This window comes from Planomonospora alba (assembly GCF_039534085.1).
In the GTDB taxonomy this organism is placed as follows: domain Bacteria; phylum Actinomycetota; class Actinomycetes; order Streptosporangiales; family Streptosporangiaceae; genus Planomonospora_B; species Planomonospora_B alba.
On record NZ_BAAAUT010000007.1, the window covers coordinates 113,897 to 135,811 of the forward strand.

The 21,915-nt window shown below is 74.1% G+C and carries 23 protein-coding genes; 11 read left to right on the forward strand and 12 right to left on the reverse strand.

Features of this window, described 5'->3' with window-relative positions; all coding sequences use genetic code 11:
* Nucleotides 1-28: 28 nt before the first annotated feature.
* The 4 genes from ABD823_RS06095 to ABD823_RS06110 form a co-directional block, all read right to left on the reverse strand.
* Nucleotides 29-1,081, reverse strand: a complete 1,053-nt coding sequence (locus tag ABD823_RS06095; protein WP_344856766.1) for a DUF2293 domain-containing protein — start codon at nucleotides 1,079-1,081, stop codon at nucleotides 29-31.
* Between the two features lie 45 nt (nucleotides 1,082-1,126).
* On the reverse strand, nucleotides 1,127-2,017 hold the full coding sequence (locus ABD823_RS06100) for a 1,4-dihydroxy-2-naphthoyl-CoA synthase (RefSeq protein ID WP_344856768.1): 891 nt from the start codon (nucleotides 2,015-2,017) through the stop codon (nucleotides 1,127-1,129).
* A gap of 44 nt (nucleotides 2,018-2,061) precedes the next feature.
* Nucleotides 2,062-3,132 carry a polysaccharide deacetylase family protein gene (locus ABD823_RS06105; RefSeq protein WP_344856769.1) on the reverse strand — a complete coding sequence of 357 codons (1,071 nt, stop codon included), beginning with the start codon at nucleotides 3,130-3,132 and terminating at the stop codon, nucleotides 2,062-2,064.
* A gap of 292 nt (nucleotides 3,133-3,424) precedes the next feature.
* A complete protein-coding gene (locus ABD823_RS06110) occupies nucleotides 3,425-3,790 on the reverse strand; it encodes an isoamylase early set domain-containing protein (protein ID WP_344856771.1) in 366 nt (121 codons plus the stop codon).
* Nucleotides 3,791-4,141: 351 nt separating this feature from the next.
* On the opposite strand from ABD823_RS06110, the gene ABD823_RS06115 reads away from it, so the two are divergent.
* The gene (locus ABD823_RS06115) at nucleotides 4,142-5,191 is read left to right on the forward strand and encodes a phosphotransferase family protein (protein ID WP_344856773.1); all 1,050 of its coding nucleotides are present in this window, start codon (nucleotides 4,142-4,144) and stop codon (nucleotides 5,189-5,191) included.
* Between the two features lie 47 nt (nucleotides 5,192-5,238).
* Nucleotides 5,239-5,940, forward strand: coding sequence for an SIR2 family NAD-dependent protein deacylase (locus tag ABD823_RS06120; RefSeq protein WP_344856775.1), 702 nt, complete (start codon nucleotides 5,239-5,241; stop codon nucleotides 5,938-5,940).
* Nucleotides 5,941-6,044: 104 nt separating this feature from the next.
* On the opposite strand, the gene ABD823_RS06125 is transcribed toward ABD823_RS06120, so the two are convergent.
* Nucleotides 6,045-6,461: a cupin domain-containing protein gene (locus tag ABD823_RS06125; protein WP_344856777.1), complete on the reverse strand. Its 417-nt coding sequence runs from the start codon at nucleotides 6,459-6,461 to the stop codon at nucleotides 6,045-6,047.
* A gap of 59 nt (nucleotides 6,462-6,520) precedes the next feature.
* Between ABD823_RS06125 and ABD823_RS06130 the strand changes: the two genes are divergently transcribed.
* Entirely contained in the window at nucleotides 6,521-6,991 is a 471-nt protein-coding gene (locus ABD823_RS06130) for a MarR family winged helix-turn-helix transcriptional regulator (protein WP_344856848.1), read from the forward strand.
* Between the two features lie 95 nt (nucleotides 6,992-7,086).
* Here the strand turns inward: ABD823_RS06130 and ABD823_RS06135 are convergent, their stop codons facing one another.
* The 4 genes from ABD823_RS06135 to ABD823_RS06150 are packed head-to-tail and all read right to left on the reverse strand — an operon-like array spanning nucleotide 7,087 to nucleotide 11,221.
* Nucleotides 7,087-8,085 (reverse strand): LacI family DNA-binding transcriptional regulator, encoded by a 999-nt coding sequence (locus ABD823_RS06135; RefSeq protein ID WP_344856779.1) that lies wholly within the window; start codon nucleotides 8,083-8,085, stop codon nucleotides 7,087-7,089.
* 39 nt (nucleotides 8,086-8,124) lie between these two features.
* Nucleotides 8,125-9,003 carry a carbohydrate ABC transporter permease gene (locus ABD823_RS06140; RefSeq protein ID WP_344856781.1) on the reverse strand — a complete coding sequence of 293 codons (879 nt, stop codon included), beginning with the start codon at nucleotides 9,001-9,003 and terminating at the stop codon, nucleotides 8,125-8,127.
* Entirely contained in the window at nucleotides 9,003-9,902 is a 900-nt protein-coding gene (locus tag ABD823_RS06145; protein WP_344856783.1) for a carbohydrate ABC transporter permease, read from the reverse strand. Before ABD823_RS06145 ends, ABD823_RS06140 begins: the two co-directional genes overlap by 1 nt.
* Nucleotides 9,899-11,221, reverse strand: a complete 1,323-nt coding sequence (locus tag ABD823_RS06150) for an ABC transporter substrate-binding protein (protein ID WP_344856785.1) — start codon at nucleotides 11,219-11,221, stop codon at nucleotides 9,899-9,901. The genes ABD823_RS06145 and ABD823_RS06150 overlap by 4 nt, the downstream gene beginning before the upstream one ends.
* 214 nt (nucleotides 11,222-11,435) lie before the next feature.
* Here ABD823_RS06150 and ABD823_RS06155 point away from each other — a divergent pair, with 214 nt between their 5' ends.
* Nucleotides 11,436-13,499: a beta-galactosidase gene (locus ABD823_RS06155; RefSeq protein WP_344856786.1), complete on the forward strand. Its 2,064-nt coding sequence runs from the start codon at nucleotides 11,436-11,438 to the stop codon at nucleotides 13,497-13,499.
* Between the two features lie 96 nt (nucleotides 13,500-13,595).
* Here ABD823_RS06155 and ABD823_RS06160 read toward each other — a convergent pair whose 3' ends face one another.
* On the reverse strand, nucleotides 13,596-13,847 hold the full coding sequence (locus ABD823_RS06160) for a TfoX/Sxy family DNA transformation protein (protein WP_344856788.1): 252 nt from the start codon (nucleotides 13,845-13,847) through the stop codon (nucleotides 13,596-13,598).
* A gap of 130 nt (nucleotides 13,848-13,977) precedes the next feature.
* On the opposite strand from ABD823_RS06160, the gene ABD823_RS06165 reads away from it, so the two are divergent.
* Nucleotides 13,978-14,385: an SRPBCC family protein gene (locus ABD823_RS06165; RefSeq protein WP_344856790.1), complete on the forward strand. Its 408-nt coding sequence runs from the start codon at nucleotides 13,978-13,980 to the stop codon at nucleotides 14,383-14,385.
* 89 nt (nucleotides 14,386-14,474) lie between these two features.
* Nucleotides 14,475-15,011 (forward strand): hypothetical protein, encoded by a 537-nt coding sequence (locus ABD823_RS06170; protein ID WP_344856791.1) that lies wholly within the window; start codon nucleotides 14,475-14,477, stop codon nucleotides 15,009-15,011.
* A gap of 124 nt (nucleotides 15,012-15,135) precedes the next feature.
* Here ABD823_RS06170 and ABD823_RS06175 read toward each other — a convergent pair whose 3' ends face one another.
* On the reverse strand, nucleotides 15,136-16,194 hold the full coding sequence (locus ABD823_RS06175) for a glucose 1-dehydrogenase (RefSeq protein WP_344856793.1): 1,059 nt from the start codon (nucleotides 16,192-16,194) through the stop codon (nucleotides 15,136-15,138).
* Between the two features lie 201 nt (nucleotides 16,195-16,395).
* A complete protein-coding gene (locus tag ABD823_RS06180) occupies nucleotides 16,396-17,181 on the reverse strand; it encodes an arylamine N-acetyltransferase family protein (RefSeq protein ID WP_344856795.1) in 786 nt (261 codons plus the stop codon).
* A gap of 243 nt (nucleotides 17,182-17,424) precedes the next feature.
* On the opposite strand from ABD823_RS06180, the gene ABD823_RS06185 reads away from it, so the two are divergent.
* Genes ABD823_RS06185 through cobO form a run of 5 tightly spaced genes read left to right on the forward strand, consistent with a single transcriptional unit; the run spans nucleotide 17,425 to nucleotide 21,855 of the window.
* Nucleotides 17,425-17,622, forward strand: a complete 198-nt coding sequence (locus ABD823_RS06185; protein WP_344856797.1) for a CbtB domain-containing protein — start codon at nucleotides 17,425-17,427, stop codon at nucleotides 17,620-17,622.
* A gap of 8 nt (nucleotides 17,623-17,630) precedes the next feature.
* Nucleotides 17,631-18,425 (forward strand): CbtA family protein, encoded by a 795-nt coding sequence (locus ABD823_RS06190; protein WP_344856798.1) that lies wholly within the window; start codon nucleotides 17,631-17,633, stop codon nucleotides 18,423-18,425.
* Between the two features lie 4 nt (nucleotides 18,426-18,429).
* Nucleotides 18,430-18,981: a histidine phosphatase family protein gene (locus ABD823_RS06195; protein ID WP_344856800.1), complete on the forward strand. Its 552-nt coding sequence runs from the start codon at nucleotides 18,430-18,432 to the stop codon at nucleotides 18,979-18,981.
* Nucleotides 18,978-21,251 (forward strand): putative cobaltochelatase, encoded by a 2,274-nt coding sequence (locus tag ABD823_RS06200; RefSeq protein WP_344856802.1) that lies wholly within the window; start codon nucleotides 18,978-18,980, stop codon nucleotides 21,249-21,251. The genes ABD823_RS06195 and ABD823_RS06200 overlap by 4 nt, the downstream gene beginning before the upstream one ends.
* Nucleotide 21,252: 1 nt before the next feature.
* The gene (gene cobO, locus ABD823_RS06205; protein ID WP_344856804.1) at nucleotides 21,253-21,855 is read left to right on the forward strand and encodes a cob(I)yrinic acid a,c-diamide adenosyltransferase; all 603 of its coding nucleotides are present in this window, start codon (nucleotides 21,253-21,255) and stop codon (nucleotides 21,853-21,855) included.
* Nucleotides 21,856-21,915: the final 60 nt, after the last annotated feature.

Here is a 21,915-nt window from a genome sequence, read left to right on the forward strand (position 1 = left end):
TCCCGTTCCCGTTCCCGTCCGCCGGACGTCACCCGGTCCTCCCCCCGCCCGGTGAGCGCCAGCCGGCGAGGACCCGGTCGATCTCCGCCCGGATGCGCTCGCGCGCCTCGGACCGGGGCACCCCGGCCATCAGCAGCCGGTCGTAGTCGGTGTCGCGGTGCCGTACCGAGGCGACCACGGCGAGGGTGATCGCGTCGGCGTCGAGGACCTTGGCGGCGGCCGTGCGCCCCACCCGGCCGCTGCCGCGCTGCGCGGCGTGCCGGGCGATCTCCTCGGCCCGCTCCGGCGGGCAGCCGGGGAACAGGCGGACGATCTGCTCGGCCATCCGCGCCTGGAAGCGGAGGTCCTCGCCCTCCCGCCGCTCCCGGTCGCGCTCGCGGCGGCGCAGCCGTACCTCCTCGTCGGCCAGGCACTGCTCCTCGGCCCGGGCCAGCGCCTCCTCCTCGACCAGGACGCCCCGCCGCTCGTACCGCCTGCGCCGGGCGTTGAAGCGGACGACCACGGCGGCCAGCCCGCTCTCCTTCTTGGCGCGGCGGCTGAGCGCGGCGTTCCCCGCGGACAGCAGGACCAGATGGTCCAGGTCGGCGCAGGTCAGGCAGTGCGGCGCGCCGTCCTCCATGATCAGGTAGGGGCCGGTGTCACGGCAGCCGGCGCACTCCCACGGCCGCTCGGCCTCGACCACGACCAGGTCGGGCGCCTTGGCCTGCCGCTCGGCCAGCTGCCTGCGCCGGGCCTCGCTCATGTCCGGCGAGACCCAGTGCACGCGGAAGGAGGCGTCGTCTCCGGCGGACAGGAACCTCAGCGGCGCCCGGTCCCGGGACGCCGACACGTACGGGGTCTCGCTCGGCGTGAGCCCCCGCTCGGCGGCCCACTCCCGCAGCGCCGCCACCGCGTCGGTCATCCGCGCGCCGTCCACGGCGGCCAGCCGCTCCAGGTCGGCCGCCCTGCCCTGCCGCCAGAGGTCGACGTGCCGGGCGTGCAGCCAGCCCAGCCCGGTGAGCACGTCGATGGCGGTCACGTACTTGCGCTGGGCGAGCGCGGCCTCCGCCGCCGCCGCGACCCGCCGTCCGAGCTTCGACACGCCCCAAGCGTGCCGTACGGCGCGGGTCGAGCGGTACCAGCGGGTTCAGAAGTACCAGGGGAAGGGGCTCCAGTCGGGCTCGCGCTTCTCCAGGAAGGAGTCGCGGCCCTCGACCGCCTCGTCGGTCATGTAGGCCAGCCGGGTGGCCTCGCCGGCGAAGAGCTGCTGGCCGACCATGCCGTCGTCGGCCAGGTTGAAGGCGTACTTCAGCATGCGCTGCGCCATCGGGCTCTTGCCGTTGACCTTCCGGGCCCACTCCAGCGCGGTCTTCTCCAGTTCCGCGTGCGGCACGACGGCGTTGACCATGCCCATCCGGTGGGCGTCCTCGGCGGTGTAGGTGTCGCCGAGGAAGAAGATCTCGCGGGCGAACTTCTGGCCCACCTGGCGGGCCAGGTAGGCCGAGCCGTACCCGCCGTCGAAGCTGGCCACGTCGGCGTCGGTCTGCTTGAAGCGGGCGTGCTCCCGGCTGGCGAGGGTCAGGTCGGACACGACGTGCAGGCTGTGCCCGCCGCCCGCGGCCCAGCCCGGCACCACGCAGATGACGACCTTCGGCATGAAGCGGATCAGCCGCTGGACCTCCAGGATGTGCAGGCGGCCGGCCCGCGCCGGGTCGACCCGGCCGCCCTCGGCGTACTTGTAGCCGTCGCGCCCGCGGATGCGCTGGTCGCCGCCGGAGCAGAACGCCCACCCGCCGTCCTTCGGCGAGGGTCCGTTCCCGGTGAGCAGCACGCAGCCCACGTCGGGGCTCATCCGGGCGTGGTCGAGGGCGCGGTAGAGCTCGTCCACGGTCTGCGGGCGGAACGCGTTGCGCACCTCGGGCCGGTCGAAGGCGATGCGCACCGTCCCGGAGTCGACGGCCCGGTGGTAGGTGATGTCGGTGAAGTCGAAGCCCTCGACCTCCCGCCACGCCTTCGGGTCGAACAACTCGGAGACCATGCTCGCCACCTCTTCCCGGCCCGGTGCGCCGGCTCTTCGGACACTCAGTAGGGAAGAGCGTAGGGGGCGAAGCGCGCGGCCATGAAGGGGGCCTTGAACTTGGCGTAGGCGACCGTCCCGACGTCGCCGTCGGAGGTGTAGCGCTCGTCGGGGTTGGCCTTCAGCCAGTCGAGCCAGGCGGTCGAGCAGAAGCGGTGGCACTCGTCCTTCCTGACCTTGCCCATCGAGCGGATGCGCGGCAGGTCGGTCGGCTTGAAGTCCTTGCTGAAGGGCGAGGCGGCGGGGGTGTACCCGGCGCGGAAGACACCGCCGTAGGTGTAGGCGACGTCACCCGAGTTGCCCTTGAGCGCCCACTCCGGCGTGCTCGGCTGGTTGCCGTACGGCAGCGCCAGCGTCACCGGCTCGGTGCCGGTCAGCTTGGCGATCAGGTCGTGCCCCTTGGCGATCTCGGTCATCGCCTCCTTCTTGGACATGCCGAGGAGGTTGCGGTGGCCGTAGGTGTGGTTGCCGATGTCGAAGCCGTTCTCGCGCAGCCAGGTGAGCATCTGCGTCTGCTCCTCCGGCCTGGTCTTGCCGAACAGGTCGCGCGTCACGTAGAAGGTGGCCACCGGCCGGAAGCCGGGGTGGCGCCTGGCGACGTCCTGCAGGATGGCGACGGCGGTGTTCGGCATGGGCTTGCCGGACCCGTCCAGGGTGAGCTGGGCCGGGGAGGCGTCGTCGAAGGTCAGCACGACCGGGTGCTTGCCGGCCGGGATGCCGATGCGCCCGCGGACGTACTCGGCGGCGGTGATCGGGACGTAGCCCTCGGCGGCCAGCCGATCCAGCTCCGCGCGGAACTGCTTGGGCGTGCGGTCGTCGGGCGCCGTGGGCTTGTCCACCACCCGGTGGTACATGAGGACGGGGATCTGGCCCAGTTCGTTGGCCTTCGCCTGGGCGGCCCTGGCCGTCTTCTCCTTGCGGACGGCGGCCTGGTCGGTCTTGCCGCCCTGCGCCTTGCCCGCGGCGGCCCCGATCTTCTTCTCCGGCTCGTCGTTCCCCCACGGCATGCACCCGGCCAGCGCGGCACACGCCACGGCGGCGGCCAGAGCGGCTCCGCTTGCCTTACGACAGCTCATCGCATCTCCCCGGAAACGGTGACAGTTGGGTCTTCGGAAGGTCCCGGCCGCCTGCGGATCCGCTCCCGTCCGGGGCACGGGGCCCCGCCGGGTACGGCCCGCGGGCCGGGACGACGGCCACGGGGGGGTGGATCGCCGCGGGGCCGCGCCGTGCGGCCCGATACCGGCTGCCGTCTGTACGGGTGGTCTTCTCTGTTCTCGGGGGGCTTCTCCAGCGGGGGCTTCTCCGGTGGTCCGCCCGGCGGTCCGCTCCGGTGGCCGCCGTCCCCGCGGACGGAGACGGCGGGCCCGGCTACCGGGTGGCCGCGAGCGGCTGCTCCCGGTGGTCCTCCAGCAGCGGCGCGCGGGCGGCCTCGATGCGCTGGCCGCGCGGGTCGGCCGGGCGGAGGTGCCCGCCGTGCTCGTCGTGGTGGTCGGCGTCCGGGTCGTCGAACCAGACGCCGCCCTCGGCCAGGTACCGGAAGCAGATGGCCCGCTGCGCGGGGACGGTGACGGCCACCTGGTAGGTCCCGTCGTCGCCACGGCGCATCGGGTGGGCGTAGGGGTTCCAGTCGTTGAAGTCCCCGACGAGGGAGACCTGACCGCGCACCTGGTCGGCCGGCAGGGTGAAGATGAGCTTGACCTGCCCGTTCTTGGTGGGTTTACCACGCTTGATCACTGGTGTCCTCCTGAGTTCGTTGCCTCTGGCCGCCGCGGCGACGGTCGTCTCATGGCCGCCAGAGCCCGGGACGCGGGGGCGTCCCGCGTCCTCGCGTGCACACGTCCGTGCGGGTCGCGGTGAGATAGGGATCCGTCCGGCTAACTGGTACAGACCATGAGAATCTGCATCTCTGGTCCCCATGGGGCGATATGGGCACACCGCTCATTAGCCAGGATTTACTGCCGCATGTTGCTATCCCGACCCGGCTTCCCGGGATCCGGCCCACGGCCCCCACCGGGGGCGGCGGCCCTGCGCCGACACATACCGACCGTTTAGTATGTTTCTTCTCGTCTCACCGAAGGAGTCACGTTGGATGCCGGAGAGGTCCGCGAGGAGGACGCGTTCGACGTCGCAGCCCTGCACGCCTGGCTGGCGGGCCGGATGGCGGGACTGGACGGACCGCCGCAGGTCCGGCAGTTCCGGGGCGGCGTGTCGAACCTGACGTATCTGCTGCGGTACGCCGACCGCGACCTGGTCATGCGCAGGCCGCCGCGCGGTCGCAAGGCCGCCTCCGCGCACGACATGCGGCGCGAGTTCACGGTGCAGCAGCGGCTCAAGCCCCACTTCGGCGCCGTGCCGCAGATGCTCGCCTTCTGCGACGACCCCTCGGTGCTGGGCGACGAGTTCTACGTGATGGAGCACGTCGAGGGCACGGTCCTGCGCAGCGAGCTCCCGCCGGGGACGACCCTCGGGCCGGACGAGGCGCGGGCGCTGGGGCACACCGTGGTCGACACCCTGGCCGCCCTGCACACCGTGGACCCCGAGGCGGCGGGCCTGGCCGAGCTGGGCAAGGGGCCGGGCTACGTGCGCCGCCAGGTGGAGGGCTGGTCCCGGCGCTACCGCGGCGCGCTGACCGACGACGTCCCCGGTGGCGAGGCGGTGATGGCCTGGCTGGACGAGCACCGGCCCGAGGACGCCGCCCTGCGGCTGATCCACAACGACTGGAAGCTCGACAACCTCATCCTGGACATGAGCGGCCCGGCGCGGATCGTGGGCGTGCTGGACTGGGAGATGGCCACCGTCGGGGACCCGCTGATGGAGCTGGGCTCGGCCATGGCCTACTGGATCACGGCGGACGACGACGAGCTGTACGCCCTCCTGCGCCGCCAGCCCACCCACCTGCCCGGCATGCCCACCCGCGAGCAGTTCGTGGCGCGCTACCTGGAGCGGACCGGTCTGAAGATGGGGGACTGGACGTTCTACGAGGTGTTCGGCCTGTTCCGGCTGGCGGTGATCGCGCAGCAGATCTGGTTCCGCTACCGGGCGGGCCAGACCACGAACCCGGCGTTCGCGATGTTCGGCGACGCGGTGCGGATCCTCGTCGGCCGCGCCTCGGCCAAGGCGGGCGTGCGCGCCTGACGCCCGATTCCCCGCGGATCCGGGCGGCGGCGTCTACGATCACCGGCATGACGGTGACGGTGCTGACCGGCGCGGGGATCTCCACGGAGTCGGGGATCCCCGACTACCGCGGCCCCGGCGGGCTGTGGAGCAGGGATCCCGACTACGAGAAACTCGTCACCTACGACGTCTACATGGCCGACCCGGACATCCGGCGGCGGTCGTGGCTGTTCCGGCACGAGAGCCCCGCCTGGAAGGCCGAGCCGAACGCGGCGCACCGCGCGCTCGCCGCCCTGCCGGACGCCTGGATCGTCACGCAGAACGTCGACGGCCTGCACCAGCGGGCCGGGTCGCCGCCGGAGCGGGTGCTGGAGCTGCACGGCAACATGTTCGGCGCGGTCTGCACGGCCTGCGGCGCCCGCTCCACCACCCGGGAGGCGATCGACCGGGTCCTGGCCGGGGAGGACGACCCCGCCTGCCGCGACTGCGGCGGCATCCTGAAGACGGCCACCGTGATGTTCGGCCAGTCCCTCGACCTGGCCCTCCTCGGCAGGGCGGTCGAGGCGGCCGAGGCGTGCGAGGTCTTCCTCGCGGTCGGCACCTCGCTCCAGGTGCAGCCGGCCGCCTCGCTGGTCCGGGTCGCGGTCGACGCGGGCGCCCGGCTGGTGATCGTGAACGGGGAGCCGACGCCGTACGACCACCTGGCCGACGAGGTGATCGACGAGCCGATCGGCGTCGCGGTCCCCCGCCTCTGCGCCTCCCTCTCCTGACGCCGGGCTCGGCCCGCCCGGTCCGGGACGGCACGCTCACCCGCTCCAGGACGGGCGTGCTCACCCGGCCGGGGCGGGAGGCTCACCCGGCCGGGGCGGGGGGCTCACTCGGTCCAGGGCGGCGGGACCCGCTCGTCGTCCCGCGGGGCCAGGCCGCACGCCCCGTCGGCCGTGACGCCGTCCGGGTTGTAGGCGCGGCCGCCCGGGAGCGCGGTGACCACGGCGGTGAACCCGGTCCGCGCGTCGGCGGAGACCTGCCGGGGCGCGTCCGCCGGCATGACCACGGTGTCGCCTGCGGCGAGGTCGATCTTCTCGCCGTCCAGGTCGACGGTGGCCCCTCCCTCCAGCAGGGTCCAGATCTGCTCGGTCTCGAAGGCGTGCGGCGGGCCCTGGCGGCCCGGCTCCATGTCCACGCGCCACAGGACCTGCCCGGCGCCGCCGAGGGTGGGCGAGGCGAAGGTGGTCATGGCGGCGTTGGGCGTGGTCGTACGGCGGGCCTCCGCGGCACGGATGACAGGCATGGTCGCGTCTCCTACGATGGTCAACGTTGTTGTCCATATAGTCAATCAGGTTGTCTATCGTGTCAAGCGATCCGCCCGGCTTCGAACTGCCGCTCCGGCTCTTCCTCGCCTTCCGCGTCCTCATCGACGAACTGCACGCCGAGCTCGCCCGGCAGGGGCACCCCGATGCGCGCCCCATGCACGGGTTCGTGCTCCAGGCGATCATGCGCGGCGGCGACACCGCCGTGGAGCTGGGCCGTACGCTCGGGGTCTCCAAGCAGGCGGCGGGCAAGACCGTCGAGACGCTGGAGCGCCTCGGCTACGTCGAGCGCGCCGTCGACCCCCGCGACACGCGGCGCAGGGTCGTGCGGCTCACCGCGCGCGGGTTCGACATGCTGGAGCGCTCGGCCCGCATCTTCGACGACCTGCGCGGCCGCTGGGCCGCCGAGCTCGGCGAGGAGCGCCTGCGCGCGCTGGAGGCCGACCTGCGCAGGGTGACGCCGCCCGACGTCTTCCGCCTCGACGTACCCGGCTGGTTCGGCGGGCAGTGACGTGCCGCGGGGCGGCCGGTCCCGCCACGTGACGGCGTCCCCTCGCCCGCCCCTGAGGAGTCAGCCGACCCGTGGACGGGTGTCGCGCTCCGGGGTCAGGCCGACTCCCGGGCGACGAGGGCGGTGGGGAGGATCACCGGGCTCTCGGGCCGCTCGCCGTCGATCAGGGCGAGCAGCAGCCGTACGGTCTCCTCGGCCACCCGGGCCAGCGGCTGGCGGACCGTGGTGAGCGGCGGGTGGGTGGTGGCGGCGACGGAGGAGTCGTCGAACCCGCCCACCGCCACGTCCTGCGGGACCCGGCGCCCGGCCATCCGGAGCGTGGACAGGGCGCCGGCCGCCATCAGGTCGGAGGCGACGAAGACGGCGTCGAGGTCGGGGACCCGCTGCAGGAGCCGGGCCATGGCGCTCTCCCCGCTCAGCTGGGTCCAGTCGCCGTGCTCGATCAGCTTCTTGGCGGCCTTGCGGCCGAGGACGTCGGTGAAGCCCTCCAGCCGCTGGATGCCGCCGGGGGTGTCCATCGGCCCGGTGATGGTCGCGATCTTCTTCCGGCCCTGCTCGACCAGGTAGCGGGTCATCTGCCGGGCGCCCTCGCGGTCGTCGGCCGCGGCGTAGGGGATGACGTTCTCCCGGCCGATGACCGCGCCCTGCGCCACGGCCGGGATGCCGGTGTCCACCAGCGCGTCCACCATGCGGTCGCCCGCGTGGGTGGAGAGCAGGAAGACGCCGTCGGCGTGCCCGCCGCGCACGTAGCGGATCACCCGGTCGCGGTCGCCGTCGTCGCCGGCGACCATCATGACCAGCGACATGTCCCGCTCCGCCAGCATGCGTACGGCGGTGCGGATCATCACGCTGTAGTTGGGGTCCTCGAACAGCTTCTCGTGCGGCTCGGACAGCACCATCACGACCGAGCCGGTGCGCTGGGTCACCAGGCTGCGGGCGTTGCGGTTGACGACGTAGCCGGTCTCGGCGATGGCCCGCTCGATCGCGATCCGGGCGGTGGTGCTGACGTACCGGTCGCCGTTGAGCAGCCGGGACACCGTGCCCCGGGACACTCCCGCCGCCGCCGCGACGTCGTGGATGGTGGGGCGCTTCATGCCCCCATTGTTCCGTCCGGAGATCCTTTCCCGCTTCACCTACTTCACGGCTCCGTCGGACAGGTCCGTCCGCCAGTAGCGCTGCATCGTCAAAAAGAGCGCGATCAGCGGGACGAGCGAGACGAGCGCCCCGGTGAGGATCAGGTTGAACAGCGAGGGCTGGTTGGCCCCGGCCGCGAGCATCGTGTACAGGCCGACGGTCAGCGGGAACTTCTGGTCGTCGCCGAGCATGATGAAGGGGAGCAGGAAGTTGTTCCAGATCGCGACGAACTGGAACAGGAAGATGGTCACCATGCCGGGCAGCATGAGCGGCAGCGCCACCCTGCGCAGCAGCAGGAAGTGACCGGCCCCGTCGATGCGCCCGGCCTCCAGCAGGGCGTCGGGGATGGCCGCGGTGGCGTAGATGCGCGCCAGGTAGATGCTGTAGGGGTGGAGGATCTGCGGGAGCAGGACCGACCAGTAGGTGTCCGCGAGCCCGATCTCCGACAGCAGCAGGTACTGGGGGATGGCCAGGACCACGGAGGGCACCAGGATGCCGCCGATCAGCAGGTTGAAGATCGTGTTCCGGCCGCGGAAGCGGTACTTCGCCAGCGCGTAGCCGGAGACCGCGGAGACCGCCGTGGACAGCAGCGCGCCGCCGCCCGCGTACAGCAGGGTGTTCAGCATCCACAGCCAGAAGACGCCGTCCCGGTACCCGGCCAGGTCGGCCAGGTTGGACAGCAGCCCGGTCCCGGGGGCGAAGGCCGCGGTGGAGAACAGCTCCGCCTTTGACTTGGTGGCCGCCACCACCACCCAGCTGACCGGGAACAGGCAGTAGAGCGCGCCGAGCAGCAGGATCGCCGTCGGGACGAGGCCGCGCGACCGGCGGCCGCGCACGGCCGCGCGGCGGTGCGCCGCGGGCAGGGCGGTGGCGGACATCAGCCCTCCCCGAAGGCGCGGTCGCGCACGATCCGCAGGAAGCCGAACGACAGGACCAGGGAGATCCCGGCGATGACGATCGAGGTGGCGGCGGCCGAGTACAGGTCGCCGGTGACGAACGCGTCGCGGTAGACCTTCATCAGAGGGCTCCAGGTCGAGCTGATCGTGTTGGTGAGCGGGCGGAGCGTGGTGGGCTCGGTGAAGACCTGGACGGTGGCGATGACGGAGAACACCGTGGTCAGGATGATCGCGGGCATCAGGATCGGGATCTTGATGCGGAGCGCGATCTGCAGCTCGCTCGCCCCGTCGAGGCGCGCGGCCTCGTAGTAGGTGCGCGGGACGGCCCGCAGGTTGGTGTAGAGCACCAGCATGTTGAAGCCGGTGCCGCCCCAGACGGCCACGTTCGCCATGGAGAAGGTGACCGTCCCGGCGCCCAGCAGGTCGAGGTCGAGCACCTGGCGGACGGGGCTGAGGCTGGGCAGGTAGAGGAAGCCCCACAGCAGGCTGGCGGCCACCCCGGGCACCGCGTACGGCAGGAAGATCGAGATCCGGGAGAACCGGGCGAGCCGTACGTGGGCCGAGTCCAGCAGCAGGGCGAAGAGCAGGGCGAGCCCGAGCATGACGAGGAGCACCAGCAGGCCGTAGCCGAGCACCCGGAGCCAGCCGGCCCACAGCTCCCCGTCGCCGAGCGCGGCGGCGTAGTTGTCGAGGCCGGCGAAGACCTCGGTGCGCGCCCCCTTGCCCAGGCCCAGGCCGGAGACCTTCGTCCGGCGCAGGCTGAGGTAGACCGTGTAGCAGATCGGCACGGCCATGAAGAGGGTGAACAGCACCAGGGCCGGCAGGAGGAAGAGGTAGGGGGCGGCACCCGAGGGGGCGCCGCCGCTGCGTCGGGTTCTCATGGCGCGAGCTGGAACCCGGACTTCTGCATGTCGGCGACCGTGGCGTCCTGCATCTCCTGGACGGCGTCGGCGAAGGAGGACCTGTCCTGGACCGCCTTGTCGAAGGCGTTCTTGAAGGCGTCGTAGGTCACGTTGACGTTGGGTCCGAAGGTGAAGCCGCGGGCGGTGGCGGAGACCGCGGCGGCCTGCTGCCAGAAGTCGGGCTGGTTGGAGAAGTACTCGGGGGCCTCGGTGAGCAGCTCGCCGCCCTTGGTGGCCGCGGGGTAGACCGCGGCCTCCTCGATCAGGAGCCCCAGCGCCTGCGGGTCGGTGTTCAGCCAGGTCGCGAACTTCACGGCCGCGGCCTTGTTGGGCGACTTCGCGGCGACCGCGGTGGAGGAGCCGCCCCAGAAGCCGCTGAAGCTCTCGCCCTCGCTCCACTGCGGCAGCGGGGCGATGGCCCACCTGCCCTTGCCCTTGGGGGCGTTGCTGGCCAGCACGCCGGGGCCCCAGACCGCCGAGGGCCAGGTCAGCAGGGTTCCGTCGTTGAGGGCCTTGTTCCACTCCGGGGTGAAGTACGGCTGGTCGTCGATGACGCCCTCCTTCACCAGGCCGCCCCAGTAGTCGGCGACCTTGACGGTGGCGGCGTCGTTCACGGCGACCTTCCAGGCGTCGCCGGAGATCGACCACCACCGGGCGCCGGCCTGCTGGGCGAGGCCGGCGAAGGAGCCGGGGTCCTTGCTGGAGAACGTGCCGAGGAAGACCTCCGGGTCCTCCTTCCGCACGGTGCGCGCGGCCTCGGCGTACTCGTCCCAGGTCTTGGGCACCTCGATGCCGTACTTGTCGAACAGGTCCTTGCGGTAGTAGAGCATCATCGGCCCGCTGTCCTGCGGGATCGCGTAGACGCCCTCGGTGCCCAGGGTGACCTGGCCCCAGGTGCCCTCGCTGAAGGCGGGCTTGACCGGCCCGGCCTCGGCGGACAGGTCGGCCACGGCGTCGGCGGCGACGAAGGACGGCAGCATCTGGTACTCGGCCTGGACCAGGTCGGGCGGGTTGCCCGCCTTGGCGGCGGTGAGGAACTTGGCGGCGGCGTCGTCCCCGCCGGCCTGCTTGCTGACCGTGACCTGGATGTCGGGGTTCGCGTCGTTCCAGACCTTGACGATCTTGTCCATGTTGGGGGCCCAGGTCCAGTAGGTGAGCTTGACCGGCCCGGCGGGGGCCGTGCTCTGCGCGGCGGCGCCGTCCGGTGCGGGCGCGGCGCCGGGACCGCCCGAGCAGCCTGCGGCCAGGGTGGCGGCGAGGGCCGCGGCGGCTGCCGCCGTGAGCCGGTGTGTACGCATACGTTCCTCCGGGGCGGGGGGTCGGGGAGAGGAGGGGGCCAGGTGTGCCGTCTCTGTGAACGTTCACAGACTCAAATTCCGGCATCCCTGCTGTCAATGCCCGTTACGTTCTTGTTAACCGGCACTTCCACCTGGGGGATGGCTCGGAGGCTTTCCCGAGAGCGGGGGCGATGGTCTACTGTGCACGTTCACAGAGTGGATTCGAGGGGGAGACGTGCCCGGATACCCAGCCCTGCCCGAGGGCATCGCCTACGGCGGGGACTACAACCCCGAGCAGTGGCCCGAGGAGGTCTGGCACGAGGACGTCCGCCTCATGCGCGAGGCCGGCGTGAACCTGGTCAGCCTCGGGATCTTCAACTGGGGGCTGATCGAGCCCGCCGAGGGCGTCTACGACTTCCGCCGGCTGGACCGGATCATCGACCTGCTGCACTCCGCAGGGATCATGGTCGGCCTCGCCACGCCCACCGCCTCCCCGCCCGTCTGGTTCCGCAACCGCCACCCCGCCAGCCGCCTCGTCGACTCCGGCGGGCACGTCGTCGCGGGCGGCTCCCGGCACGGCTTCTGCCCCAGCTCCCCCGACTACGCCGCCGCCTCCATCCGGATCGCCGGCGAGCTGGCCGCCCGGTACGGCGACCACCCGGCGGTGGCCATGTGGCACGTGCACAACGAGTACGGCTGGGCCAACGCCGAGTGCCACTGCCCCACCTCGGCCGAGGCGTTCCGCGCCTGGCTGCGGGAGCGGTACGGCGACGTGGACGCGCTGAACGCCGCCTGGGGGACCGTCTTCTGGGGCCTGACCTACGGCTCCTTCGCGGAGGTCGAGCCGCCCGGCGTCGCCCCGCCCGGCCAGCTCACCGCCCTGCGCCTGGACTACACGCGCTTCTCCGCGGAGGAGCACCTGGCCTGCTTCCGCCGCGAGCGCGAGGCCATCCGCCGCCACAGCGACCGGCCGGTCACCACCAACTTCATGATCCCCAACTGCAAGCCGATGGACTACTGGCGCTGGGCCGGCGAGGTGGACGTCGTCTCCAACGACCACTACCTCGACGCGGCCCGGGCCGACAACCACATCGAGCTGGCGATGGCCGCCGACCTCACCCGCTCGGTGGCCGGCGGCGCGCCGTGGATGCTGATGGAGCACTCCACCGGGGCCGTCAACTGGCAGCCGCGCAACCTCGCCAAGCGGCCCGGGGAGATGCGGCGCAACAGCCTCGCGCACGTCGCCCGCGGCTCCGACTCGGTGCTGTTCTTCCAGTGGCGGGCCTCCCGGTACGGGGCCGAGAAGTTCCACTCGGCGATGGTCCCGCACGCCGGGACGGACTCCGGCATCTGGCGGGACGTGGTGGCCCTGGGCGCCGACCTGGCGGCCCTGGCCCCGGTCCGCGGCTCCCGGGTGGCGGCCGAGGTGGCGGTGGTGTGGGACTGGGAGTCCTACTGGGCGCTGGAGCTGGAGTGGCGCCCCTCGGTGGACCTGCGCTTCCGCGAGCGGGTGGAGGCGTACTACGAGGCGCTCTGGCGCGAGCACGTCACCGTCGACTTCGTCCACCCCGAGGCCGACGTCTCGCGCTACCGGCTGGTCGTCGCGCCCAGCTCCTACCTGCTGACCGAGGCGGCGGGCAAGAACCTGCACCGCTACGTCGAGGCCGGCGGACACCTGCTCGTCTCCTACTTCTCCGGCATCGTCGACGCCTGGGACGCGATCCACCCGGGCCCGCACCCGGGCGCGCTGCGGGACGTGCTCGGCCTGTGGGTCGAGGAGTTCCACCCGCTGCCCGAGCGGGGGACCGTGACCCTCGACGGCCCGGGGGCGACCGGCCGCATCTGGTCCGAGCGGGTCCGGCTCTCCGGGGCGCGGGCCGTGCGCTCCTTCGCCACCGGCCCCGACGCCGGCCACCCCGCGGTGACCCGCCACGAGCTGGGCGCGGGCACCGCCTGGTACGTCGCGACGGCCCTGGACCCGGCCCCGGACGCGGCCGGGCGGGACGGGGAGGACCTGCGGGCCCTGCTCGCCGCCGTGCTCGACCACGCGGGCGTGTCCCGGCCGCGCGGCCTGCCCGACACCCTCGAACTCGTCCGGCGGGGCGGCTTCCTCTTCCTCCTCAACCACGGCGACGAGCCGGTCACGGTGGACGGCGTCGAGGGGACCGCGCTGCTCGGCACCGGCCCGGCCGCCGGGGCGGTGACCGTGCCGGCCGGCGGCGTCGCGGTGGTCGCGGGGCCTGCCGGGGAGCCGGACGGGCCGCGGAGCCGGCGGGCGGACGAACGCTCCGGCGGGTGAGCTCCTCCGGGGCGGTGCCGTACGGCCGTGCCGGGTCGGGCGTACGGCGGTGCGCGGCCGGGCAGGGCGGGGCCGCGTGGCGGTGCGCGGCCGGGCTCACTCCTCGGCGAGCTCGGCCAGCAGCTCCCGCCTGCGCTCGGCGGGGAGGAGACGCCAGTCGGTGTCGGTGAGCGCCCCCTCCATCGCCCACAGGGCGTTCAGCGACAACCCCGGGACGCGGGCGTCCTGGAGCCGCCGGTAGGCCTCCACGGCGCCGAGCCCGGCGAGGGCCGCGGCGTCGTGGACGCCCACCCGCCGCAGCCACTCCTCGCTCTTCGGCCCCAGGTTCCGCAGATCACTGATCCTCATCCGGTCATTGTCCGGCAGGCCGGGCGGTGCGGGAGCGGGTGAATGGGTGCTCCCGGCCCGGGTAGCAGGACGGCATGGCAACGAGACACGTCGCAGGCGGCCGCGGGGCGGCGACGGCCGGGTGGTCGTGATGGGCGAGTACCACGGGACCCGTGTCCTGGGCGCGCTCGCCGAGGTGGCGTTCGGCACCGCCGGCGACCTGAACCGCCTCGACCGCTGGCTTCCCGAGGAGCTCTCCGTCGTCCCGCTCCGCGACGACGCCGTGGCGGCCCGGTGGCGGGTCGGCGACCGGGAGGGCGAGGCGCGCTGCGCGGTCACCGTCCTCCCGGAACGGCTGCGCGTCGAGTGGCGGACCGAGGAACCGGCCGGCGGCTCCGGATGGCTGGAGGTCGGCGAGGCCGGTGCGGGCAGCGCCAGGGTCGAGGTCTGCCTGCGGACCGCCGGGGACGGACCCGCGGAGGAGACCGTCAACGCGTTGCTGGAGCGCGCGCTGCACAACCTGGACCGGGAGGTCGGGGAGAACTTCACCGCGAGCTGACCCCGCCCCCGGCGCGGGGCGGCACGGCGGGGCCGCTCCCGTCCGCCGCCGGTCCGCATGGGCGCCTGCGGAGCGGGCATGCAGCACCAATGTGGATTCGCGCCGTGGTGCACGGCATGCTCGCGGGCGCCGCGGGAGCGGCCGCCATGACGCTGGCCGAGAAACTGGAGCAGCGGCTGACCGGCCGGCCTAGCTCGTACGTCCCGGCCAGGACGCTGGAGCGGCTGACCGGGCTCCCGGAGTCGCCCGGAAGGCAGCCGGACTCCCTCAACCTGGTGATGCACCTCGGGCAGGGCTGCCTGCTCGGCGCGCTGCGCGGGGTGATGGCCGCCGCGGGGCTGCGCGGACCGTGGGCGTCGGGGATGTTCTTCGTCGTGCGGCTCACGAACGACCAGGTGCTGGAGAACGCGACCGGGGTCGGCGCCCCGCCGTGGACGTGGCCGCGCGGCGAACTGCTGGTCGACCTGCTGCACAAGGCCGTCTACGCGTTCGCCACCGGGGCCGTCGCCGACCGGCTCGCCCGGCGGCAGGGGCCGGGACCGGGGCAGGTGCACGCGGGTCTGCGGCCGGGGCGGGTCGGCGACGTGGGCCCGCCGCCCCGGGAGCACGCCGCGCGGCCCGGGTGACCTCGTGCGACGCCGCGCGGCGCCGCCGTCCTCCGGGCGCGGACCCCGGCCGGATCCGCCCGCCGGGCCCCGGCCGGACCCCGGTCCCCTCAGGCTCCTCGGTCCCGGAGGAAGGACGGTCCCCTCAGGCCTCTCGGCCCAGGGTGAGGACGACCTTGATGTCGTCGGGGCGGGCGGTCAGCGCCTCGGCGTGGCGGTCCAGCGGGACCCGGCGGGTGATCAGCCGCTCCAGCCAGCCGAGGTCGGCCCGGGCCAGGGCGTCGGCCGCCGCCGCGTAGTGGCGCAGGTTGGCGTTGACCGAGCCGACCACGACGTCGTTCTCCAGCACGATCTCCCGGTTGACCGCACCGGCGTCCACCGGGATCCGGCGTCCCGCCGCCGACACCCCGGTGAGGCAGACGATGCCGTAGGAGGCGGTGCCGGCGATCGCGCCGAGCACCACGCCGGAGGCGCCGGTGGCCTCGATCACGATGTCGGGATCGACCCGCCCGGTGACCTCGCCGATGTCGGCCGCGTGGTACTCGGCGCCCAGCGCCCGCGCCGCCTCGGGCTTCGGCCCGCCGGTGGCCAGATCGAGGACGTGGACCTCCAGCCCGCGCTGCACGCCCAGCAGCGCGGCCAGCAGCCCGATCGGCCCGGCCCCGGTCACCAGCACCCGCCGGGGCTCGAACCAGGACCGGGCGCCGATGCGCTCGACCTGCTCCCACGCCTTCGCCACCACGGTGGTCGGCTCCATGAGCACACCGACGCGCTCCAGCCGGGGGTCGAGCGCCACCGCGTACCCGGTCTCGACCGTCCACAGCTCGCTGCCGTAGCCGTCGAGCTCCTTGATGCCGCGCTCGGTGTAGCGGCCGTTGCGGCACATGTCGAACGCGCCGCGCGCGCACGCCCCGCAGGGCACCGGGTCCGGTCGGCGCACCACGCCGACGACGAGGTCGCCCGGGGCGAACCCGCTGCCGTCCGGGGCCGAGATCACCCGGCCCAGCGACTCGTGGCCGAGCACCAGCCGGTCGCGGCCGGGGGGCGGCCGGCCGTACGCGCCGGAGACGATCTCCCGGTCGGTGCCGCAGACGCCGACGGCCAGGCCCTCGACCAGCAGCTCCCCCTCGCCGGGCCGCGGATCGGGCAGGTCCCGCACCTCGGCGGCGCCCGCCCGCGCCGGTGCGACGGTCAGCGCGCGCATCGTGATCCTCCAGGGCCGGAGACGGCGACGTCCGTCCCGGCCGTGGGTCCATCGGGGTCCACCGCGCTGGGGTACCCGCCGCGGACCCGGTGAAACGACGGCCCCGAGACGTGGGCGGCGGGGACGTCCCCGCCAGGCCCGGTCAGGCCGTCAGGCCCGGTCAGGTCGTCAGTCCCGGACCGGCCCGCAGCGCCGGGGCCGTCAGGCCCGGCCCGGGGTGCCGGGAGCCGTCGGGATCCGGTCGAGCGCGATCCCGAAGTGGTCGAGGTAGGCCGCGCGGAGCCCGGCCTCGTCCAGGACGTGTTCGGTGCGTTCGCCGTGCTCGGTGCGGATCAGCCTGGCGCCGCTGATCGTGGTGCGCCCCCGCTCCGTACGCAGCGTGCAGACCGTCGACCTGGTGAAGTGCGACTGGGGGGAGGTCGTCTGCCACCAGCACGTCGGGACGAAGTCCCCCAGCTCGTAGGGCCGCATGGTCAGCCGGTAGCCCTGCTCGCCCCGGTGCAGGACGTCGAGGTCGCCGTGGTCCCCCGGAGCGGGCGCGATCCGGAAGACGCCTCCGCCGTCCTCCTGCTCCGCGCGTTCGCCGAGCCGGAGCGGCTCGTCGGCGAAGTCGCCGAAACCGACGTCGACCAGCCACGGCTCTTCGAGGTCGACGCGGAGCGCCAGGTGGTCGAAGAGCGGTCCCGGCGTGGTGCCGTGGAAGACCCGGGCGGCCAGCAGCGTCACCCGGTATCCGAGGGCGGTCAGCAGCTCGGCGAACAACCCGTTCACCTCGTAGCAGAAGCCGCCGCGCCGGCGGGTCACGATCTTGTCGAAGAGCGCGCCGGGTTCGAGCACGATCGGCTCGCCGAGATGGACGCTCAGATTCTCGAACGGCACCGCCCGCAGGTGAGCGAGCTGCAGGGTCCGCAGACCTCGGGCGTCCGGCTCCGGAGGCCGGGTCGCGCCGAGCCTGTCCAGATAACGGGTGATCTGTGATTCGTCCACGGGGCAAGCAAACCACGGCCGCGCACCGGCGGCACCAGCCATAAGAGGGACGAATGCCCCGATCTTGACGCGAACGGGCGATAAGGATATGGTCCGGTGGATTTCACGGTAGTCCAAGGGAAATCCGGTGAGATGCCGGTGCGGACGCGCCACTGTATCCGGGACTGCGATCCCGGGAGCCAGGTCGCTTGGGCCGTCGTGACCTCACTGATCGGGACGCGTTCACATCCCTGAGGAGGCACCATGAGCGATCTGTCCGCTCCGTCGACGTCGATCATCCCCCTGCCGCGCCTGCGCCCCTGGCTGCTGGCGGCCGTACCCGTCCTCCTGCTGGTCGCCTACCTCGTCCTGATGGACAACGGGGCCGTCTCCCAGACGGGCGCCCTCCTGCACGAGCTGATGCACGACGGGCGGCACCTGCTCGGCGTGCCGTGCCACTAGGCGCGGACATGGTGCGAACCCTGCTGGTCAGGGGCCTGCTGCTGGGCCTGCTGGCCGGATTCTCCGCGGGCGGATTCGCCTTCGTCTTCGGAGAGCCCCACGTCGACAGCGCGATCGCCCTGGAAGAGGCCGCCGCCGCGTCCGCACCCGCCGGGGAGGCCGGCCACGACCACGCGGCCGGGTCCGGCCACGACCACGGCGGAGCGGCGGGCCACCACCACGGTGAAGGGGCCACGTTCGGCAGGCCGGTGCAGAAGGCCGGGCTGTTCCTCGCCACCGGGCTCTACGGGCTCGCCGTCGGCGGCGTCTTCGCGCTCGTCCACGCGGGTCTGCGCGGCCGGGTCGGGCCGCGGAACGAGGGCGGGCTGGCACTGGCCGCCGCGGGCACGGCGTTCGTCGCCGTCATCCTCGTGCCGTTCCTGAAGTACCCGGCCAACCCGCCCGCGGTGGGCGATCCGGAGACGATCGACGGCCGGACCGCGCTCTACGTCGTGATGGTCCTGGTCGGCCTGGCCGCGACGGCCGTCGCGGTGGCGACGGCCCGGCATGTCTCCTCCGGCCCGTGGCAGCGCTGGAGCGCGGCGGTGGCGGCCTTCCTCGTGCCGGTGATCGCCGCGTGGCTGCTGCTGCCCGCGGTGGACGAGGTGCCCGAGGGCTTCCCGGCCTCGCTGCTGTGGGAGTTCAGGCTGGCGTCACTGGGCACGCAGCTGGTGTTCTGGGCGGCGTTCGGCGTGCTGTTCGGCTGGGCCTGCGACCGCGCGGCCCGGCGGCCCGCCGCCGCCCCGGCCGTCCCGGCGGGCTGAGCGGGTGCTGTTCGTACGGCAGGCCACCACGCCGGGCATGCGGTCGGCCTGCTTCCCCGCCGACGAGGACGCCGACCAGGCGGGTCTCGCCAGGGCCGCGGCCCTGGCCCGGATCGGACGACCGGCCTGGGTCTCGCCCGCTCCGGCCGCCCGGCAGACCGCCGCCGCGCTCGGGCTGGTGCCCCGGGAGGTTCCGGAGCTGCGCGAGGCGGACCCCGGGCGGTGGCGCGGCCTGCCGTACGCGCGGGTCGCCGAGACGGAGCCGGAGGCGCTGGCCGCCTGGCTCGCCGACCCGCGGGCGGCCCCGCACGGCGGGGAGAGCCTGGCGGACCTGGCGGCCCGCGTCTCCGGCTGGCTCGACTCCGCGTACGCGGAACCGGACGCCGTCGTCGTCTGCGACGCCGGCGCCATCAGGGCGGCTCTCGGCCACGCGCTCGGCCTCGGCCCGGAGCGGACCGTGCGCTTCGACCTCGCGCCGCTGTCCACCACGGGACTGACCGCCGTCGCCGGCGGCGGCTGGCGCGTCGCCCACGTGAACCGGAAGGCCACGATGTGATCACCACCTACCCGTTCAGCGCCGTCGTCGGGCTGGACGACCTGAAGCTGGCGCTGGTGCTCAACGCCGTCTCACCGCGGGTGGGCGGCGTGCTCGTACGCGGCGAGAAAGGCACCGCCAAGTCCACCATCGTCCGCGCCCTGGCCGCGCAGCTGCCGCCGGTGGACGTCGTGGCGGGCTGCCGGTTCGCCTGCGACCCGGACGCGCCGGACCCCGCCTGCCCGGACGGGCCGCACGGACCGGGCGAGCGGCGGGTGCGCCGCCCCGCCGCGCTGGTCGAGCTGCCGGTCGGCGCCTCGGAGGACCGGCTGGCCGGCTCGCTCGACGTGGAGCGGGCGCTGACCGAGGGCGTGAAGGCGTTCGAACCCGGCCTGCTGGCCGCCGCCCACCGCGGCGTGCTGTACGTGGACGAGGTCAACCTCCTCCACGACCACCTGGTGGACCTGCTGCTCGACGCCGCCGCCCTGGGCGTCTGCTACGTCGAGCGGGAGTCGGTGTCGGTACGGCACGCCGCGCGCTTCCTGCTGGTCGGCACCATGAACCCGGAGGAGGGCGAGCTGCGCCCGCAGCTGCTCGACCGGTTCGGCCTGACGGTCGAGGTGCGGGCGTCGCGGGACCCGGACGAGCGGGCCGAGGTGATCCGGCGGCGGCTCGCCTACGACGCCGACCCCGCCGCCTTCGCGGCGCGCTGGGCGGAGGAGGAGGCCGCGCTGGCCGACCGGATCGCCCGGGCGCGCCGGAGGGTGCCGCAGGTGCGGCTGCCGGACGCGCGGCTGCGGCAGATCGCGGCGGTGTGCGCGGGGTTCGAGGTCGACGGGCTCCGGGCCGACCTGGTCACCGCCGGCACCGCGATCGCCCACGCCGCCTGGCACGGCCGGGACGCGGTGACCGTCGAGGACGTGCGCGCGGCGGCGCGGCTCTCGCTGCCGCACCGGCGGCGGCGCGACCCGTTCGACGCGCCGGGGCTGGACGAGAGGCTGCTGGACGAGCTGCTGGAGCGGACCTCGGGCGACGACGATGACGACGATCCGGGAGGCCCGGGCCCGCGGCCGCCGGGAGCGGGGCCGGACGGGGACGGCACGCGCGGACCCGACGCGGACGGCGGCGCCTCCGGCGGGCCGGAGGCGGAGGGGCCCGGGAGCGACCGGCCGCAGGACGGGCCCGGACCCGACGGGCCGCGGGACGGGCCCGGACCGGCCGCGCCGCAGGACGGTGGGCGGGACCCGCAGGACCGGTGGGACGGCCTGCCGGGTCCCGAGGACCGCCGGGACGGGCCGCCGGACGGCGCGCGGGACCCGGACGGCCGGCGCGAGGCCGGAGACGGCCGGGCGGGCCGGGAGCCGTCCGGGGACACCGGTGGGCGGGTGGCCGCGGCCGCCGCGCCGTACCGGGTGCCCCTGCTGGCGGTGCCCGGGATCGGCGAGGGCGCGGCCGGGCGGCGCTCGCGCTCGCGCACCCGGCACGGGCGCGGCACCGGCTCCCGGCGCCCCGAGGGCGGGGTCCGCGACCTGCACGTGCCGGCGACGCTGCTGGCCGCCGCCCCGCACCAGCGCGGGCGGGGGCGCAGCGGGCCCGGCCTCCTGCTGCGCGAGGACGACCTGCGCGAGGTCGTGCGCGAGGGCAGGGAGGGCAACCTCGTGCTGTTCGTGGTCGACGCCAGCGGCTCGATGGCCGCGCGCAAGCGGATGACCGCGGTCAAGACGGCGGTGCTGAGCCTGCTGCTCGACGCCTACCAGCGGCGCGACAAGATCGGACTGATCGTCTTCCGCGGACGGGACGCCGAGCTGGTCCTCCCGCCCACCTCCTCCGTCGAGGCGGGCGCGGCCAGGCTGCGCGCGCTGCCGACCGGCGGGCGCACCCCGCTGGCGGCCGGCCTGGCCAGGGCGGCCGAGGTGCTGCGCGTGGAGCGGCTGCGGGACCCGGCCCGGCGCCCGCTGCTGGTGCTGGTGACCGACGGCCGGGCCACCGCGGGCGGTCCGGCCGGGCAGGAGGACGTGGACCGCGCCGCCGCGCTGCTACGGGGGACGGCGGGCGTGGTCGTGGACTGCGAGAGCGGTCCCGTCCGGCTCGGCCTCGCCGTACGGCTGGCGGCCCGGCTGGGCGCCGAGGCCGTCCCCCTCGACGCGCTCTCCGACCTGGGCGCGGTCGTCCGGGGCCACCGGCGCGGGCGGGCACCCGGCCGGTGGCACGACCAGGGGAACGACCAGGGGAACGACCGCGGACACGGCCGGTGGCACGGCCGGGGACGCGACTACGGAAAGGCGGGGTGAGATGCCTCAGGGCAAGCCGGAGACCGTGCCCGACGACGGGCTGACCACGCGGCAGCGCAGGACGAGACCGCTGCTGATGGTGCACACGGGACCGGGCAAGGGGAAGTCCACGGCCGCCTTCGGGATGGCGCTGCGCGCCTGGAACCAGGGCTGGCCGATCGGGGTGTTCCAGTTCGTGAAGTCCGCCAAGTGGCGCATCGGCGAGGAGCGCGCGCTGACCCTGCTCGGGGCCAGCGGCGAGGGCGGCCCGGTGACCTGGCACAAGATGGGCGAGGGCTGGTCCTGGATCCGGCGGCCCGGCACCGAGGCCGACCACGCCGCCGACGCGCGGGAGGGCTGGGCGCAGATCAAGCGCGACCTGGCCGCGGAGACCTACCGCTTCTACGTGCTGGACGAGTTCACCTACCCGCTGAAGTGGGGCTGGCTGGACCTGGACGACGTGCTGGAGACGCTCGCCGCCCGCCCCGGCAACCAGCACGTCGTGATCACGGGCAGGGACGCGCCCGGGCGGCTGGTCGAGGCGGCCGACCTGGTGACGGAGATGGGCAAGGTCCGCCATCCCATGGACGCCGGGCAGAAGGGGCAGAAGGGCATCGAGTGGTAGGTCCGCGGACCGCCGCAGGCGGAGGGACGGCGGTCACCGCCGTGCGGAAGGGCGGCGTCG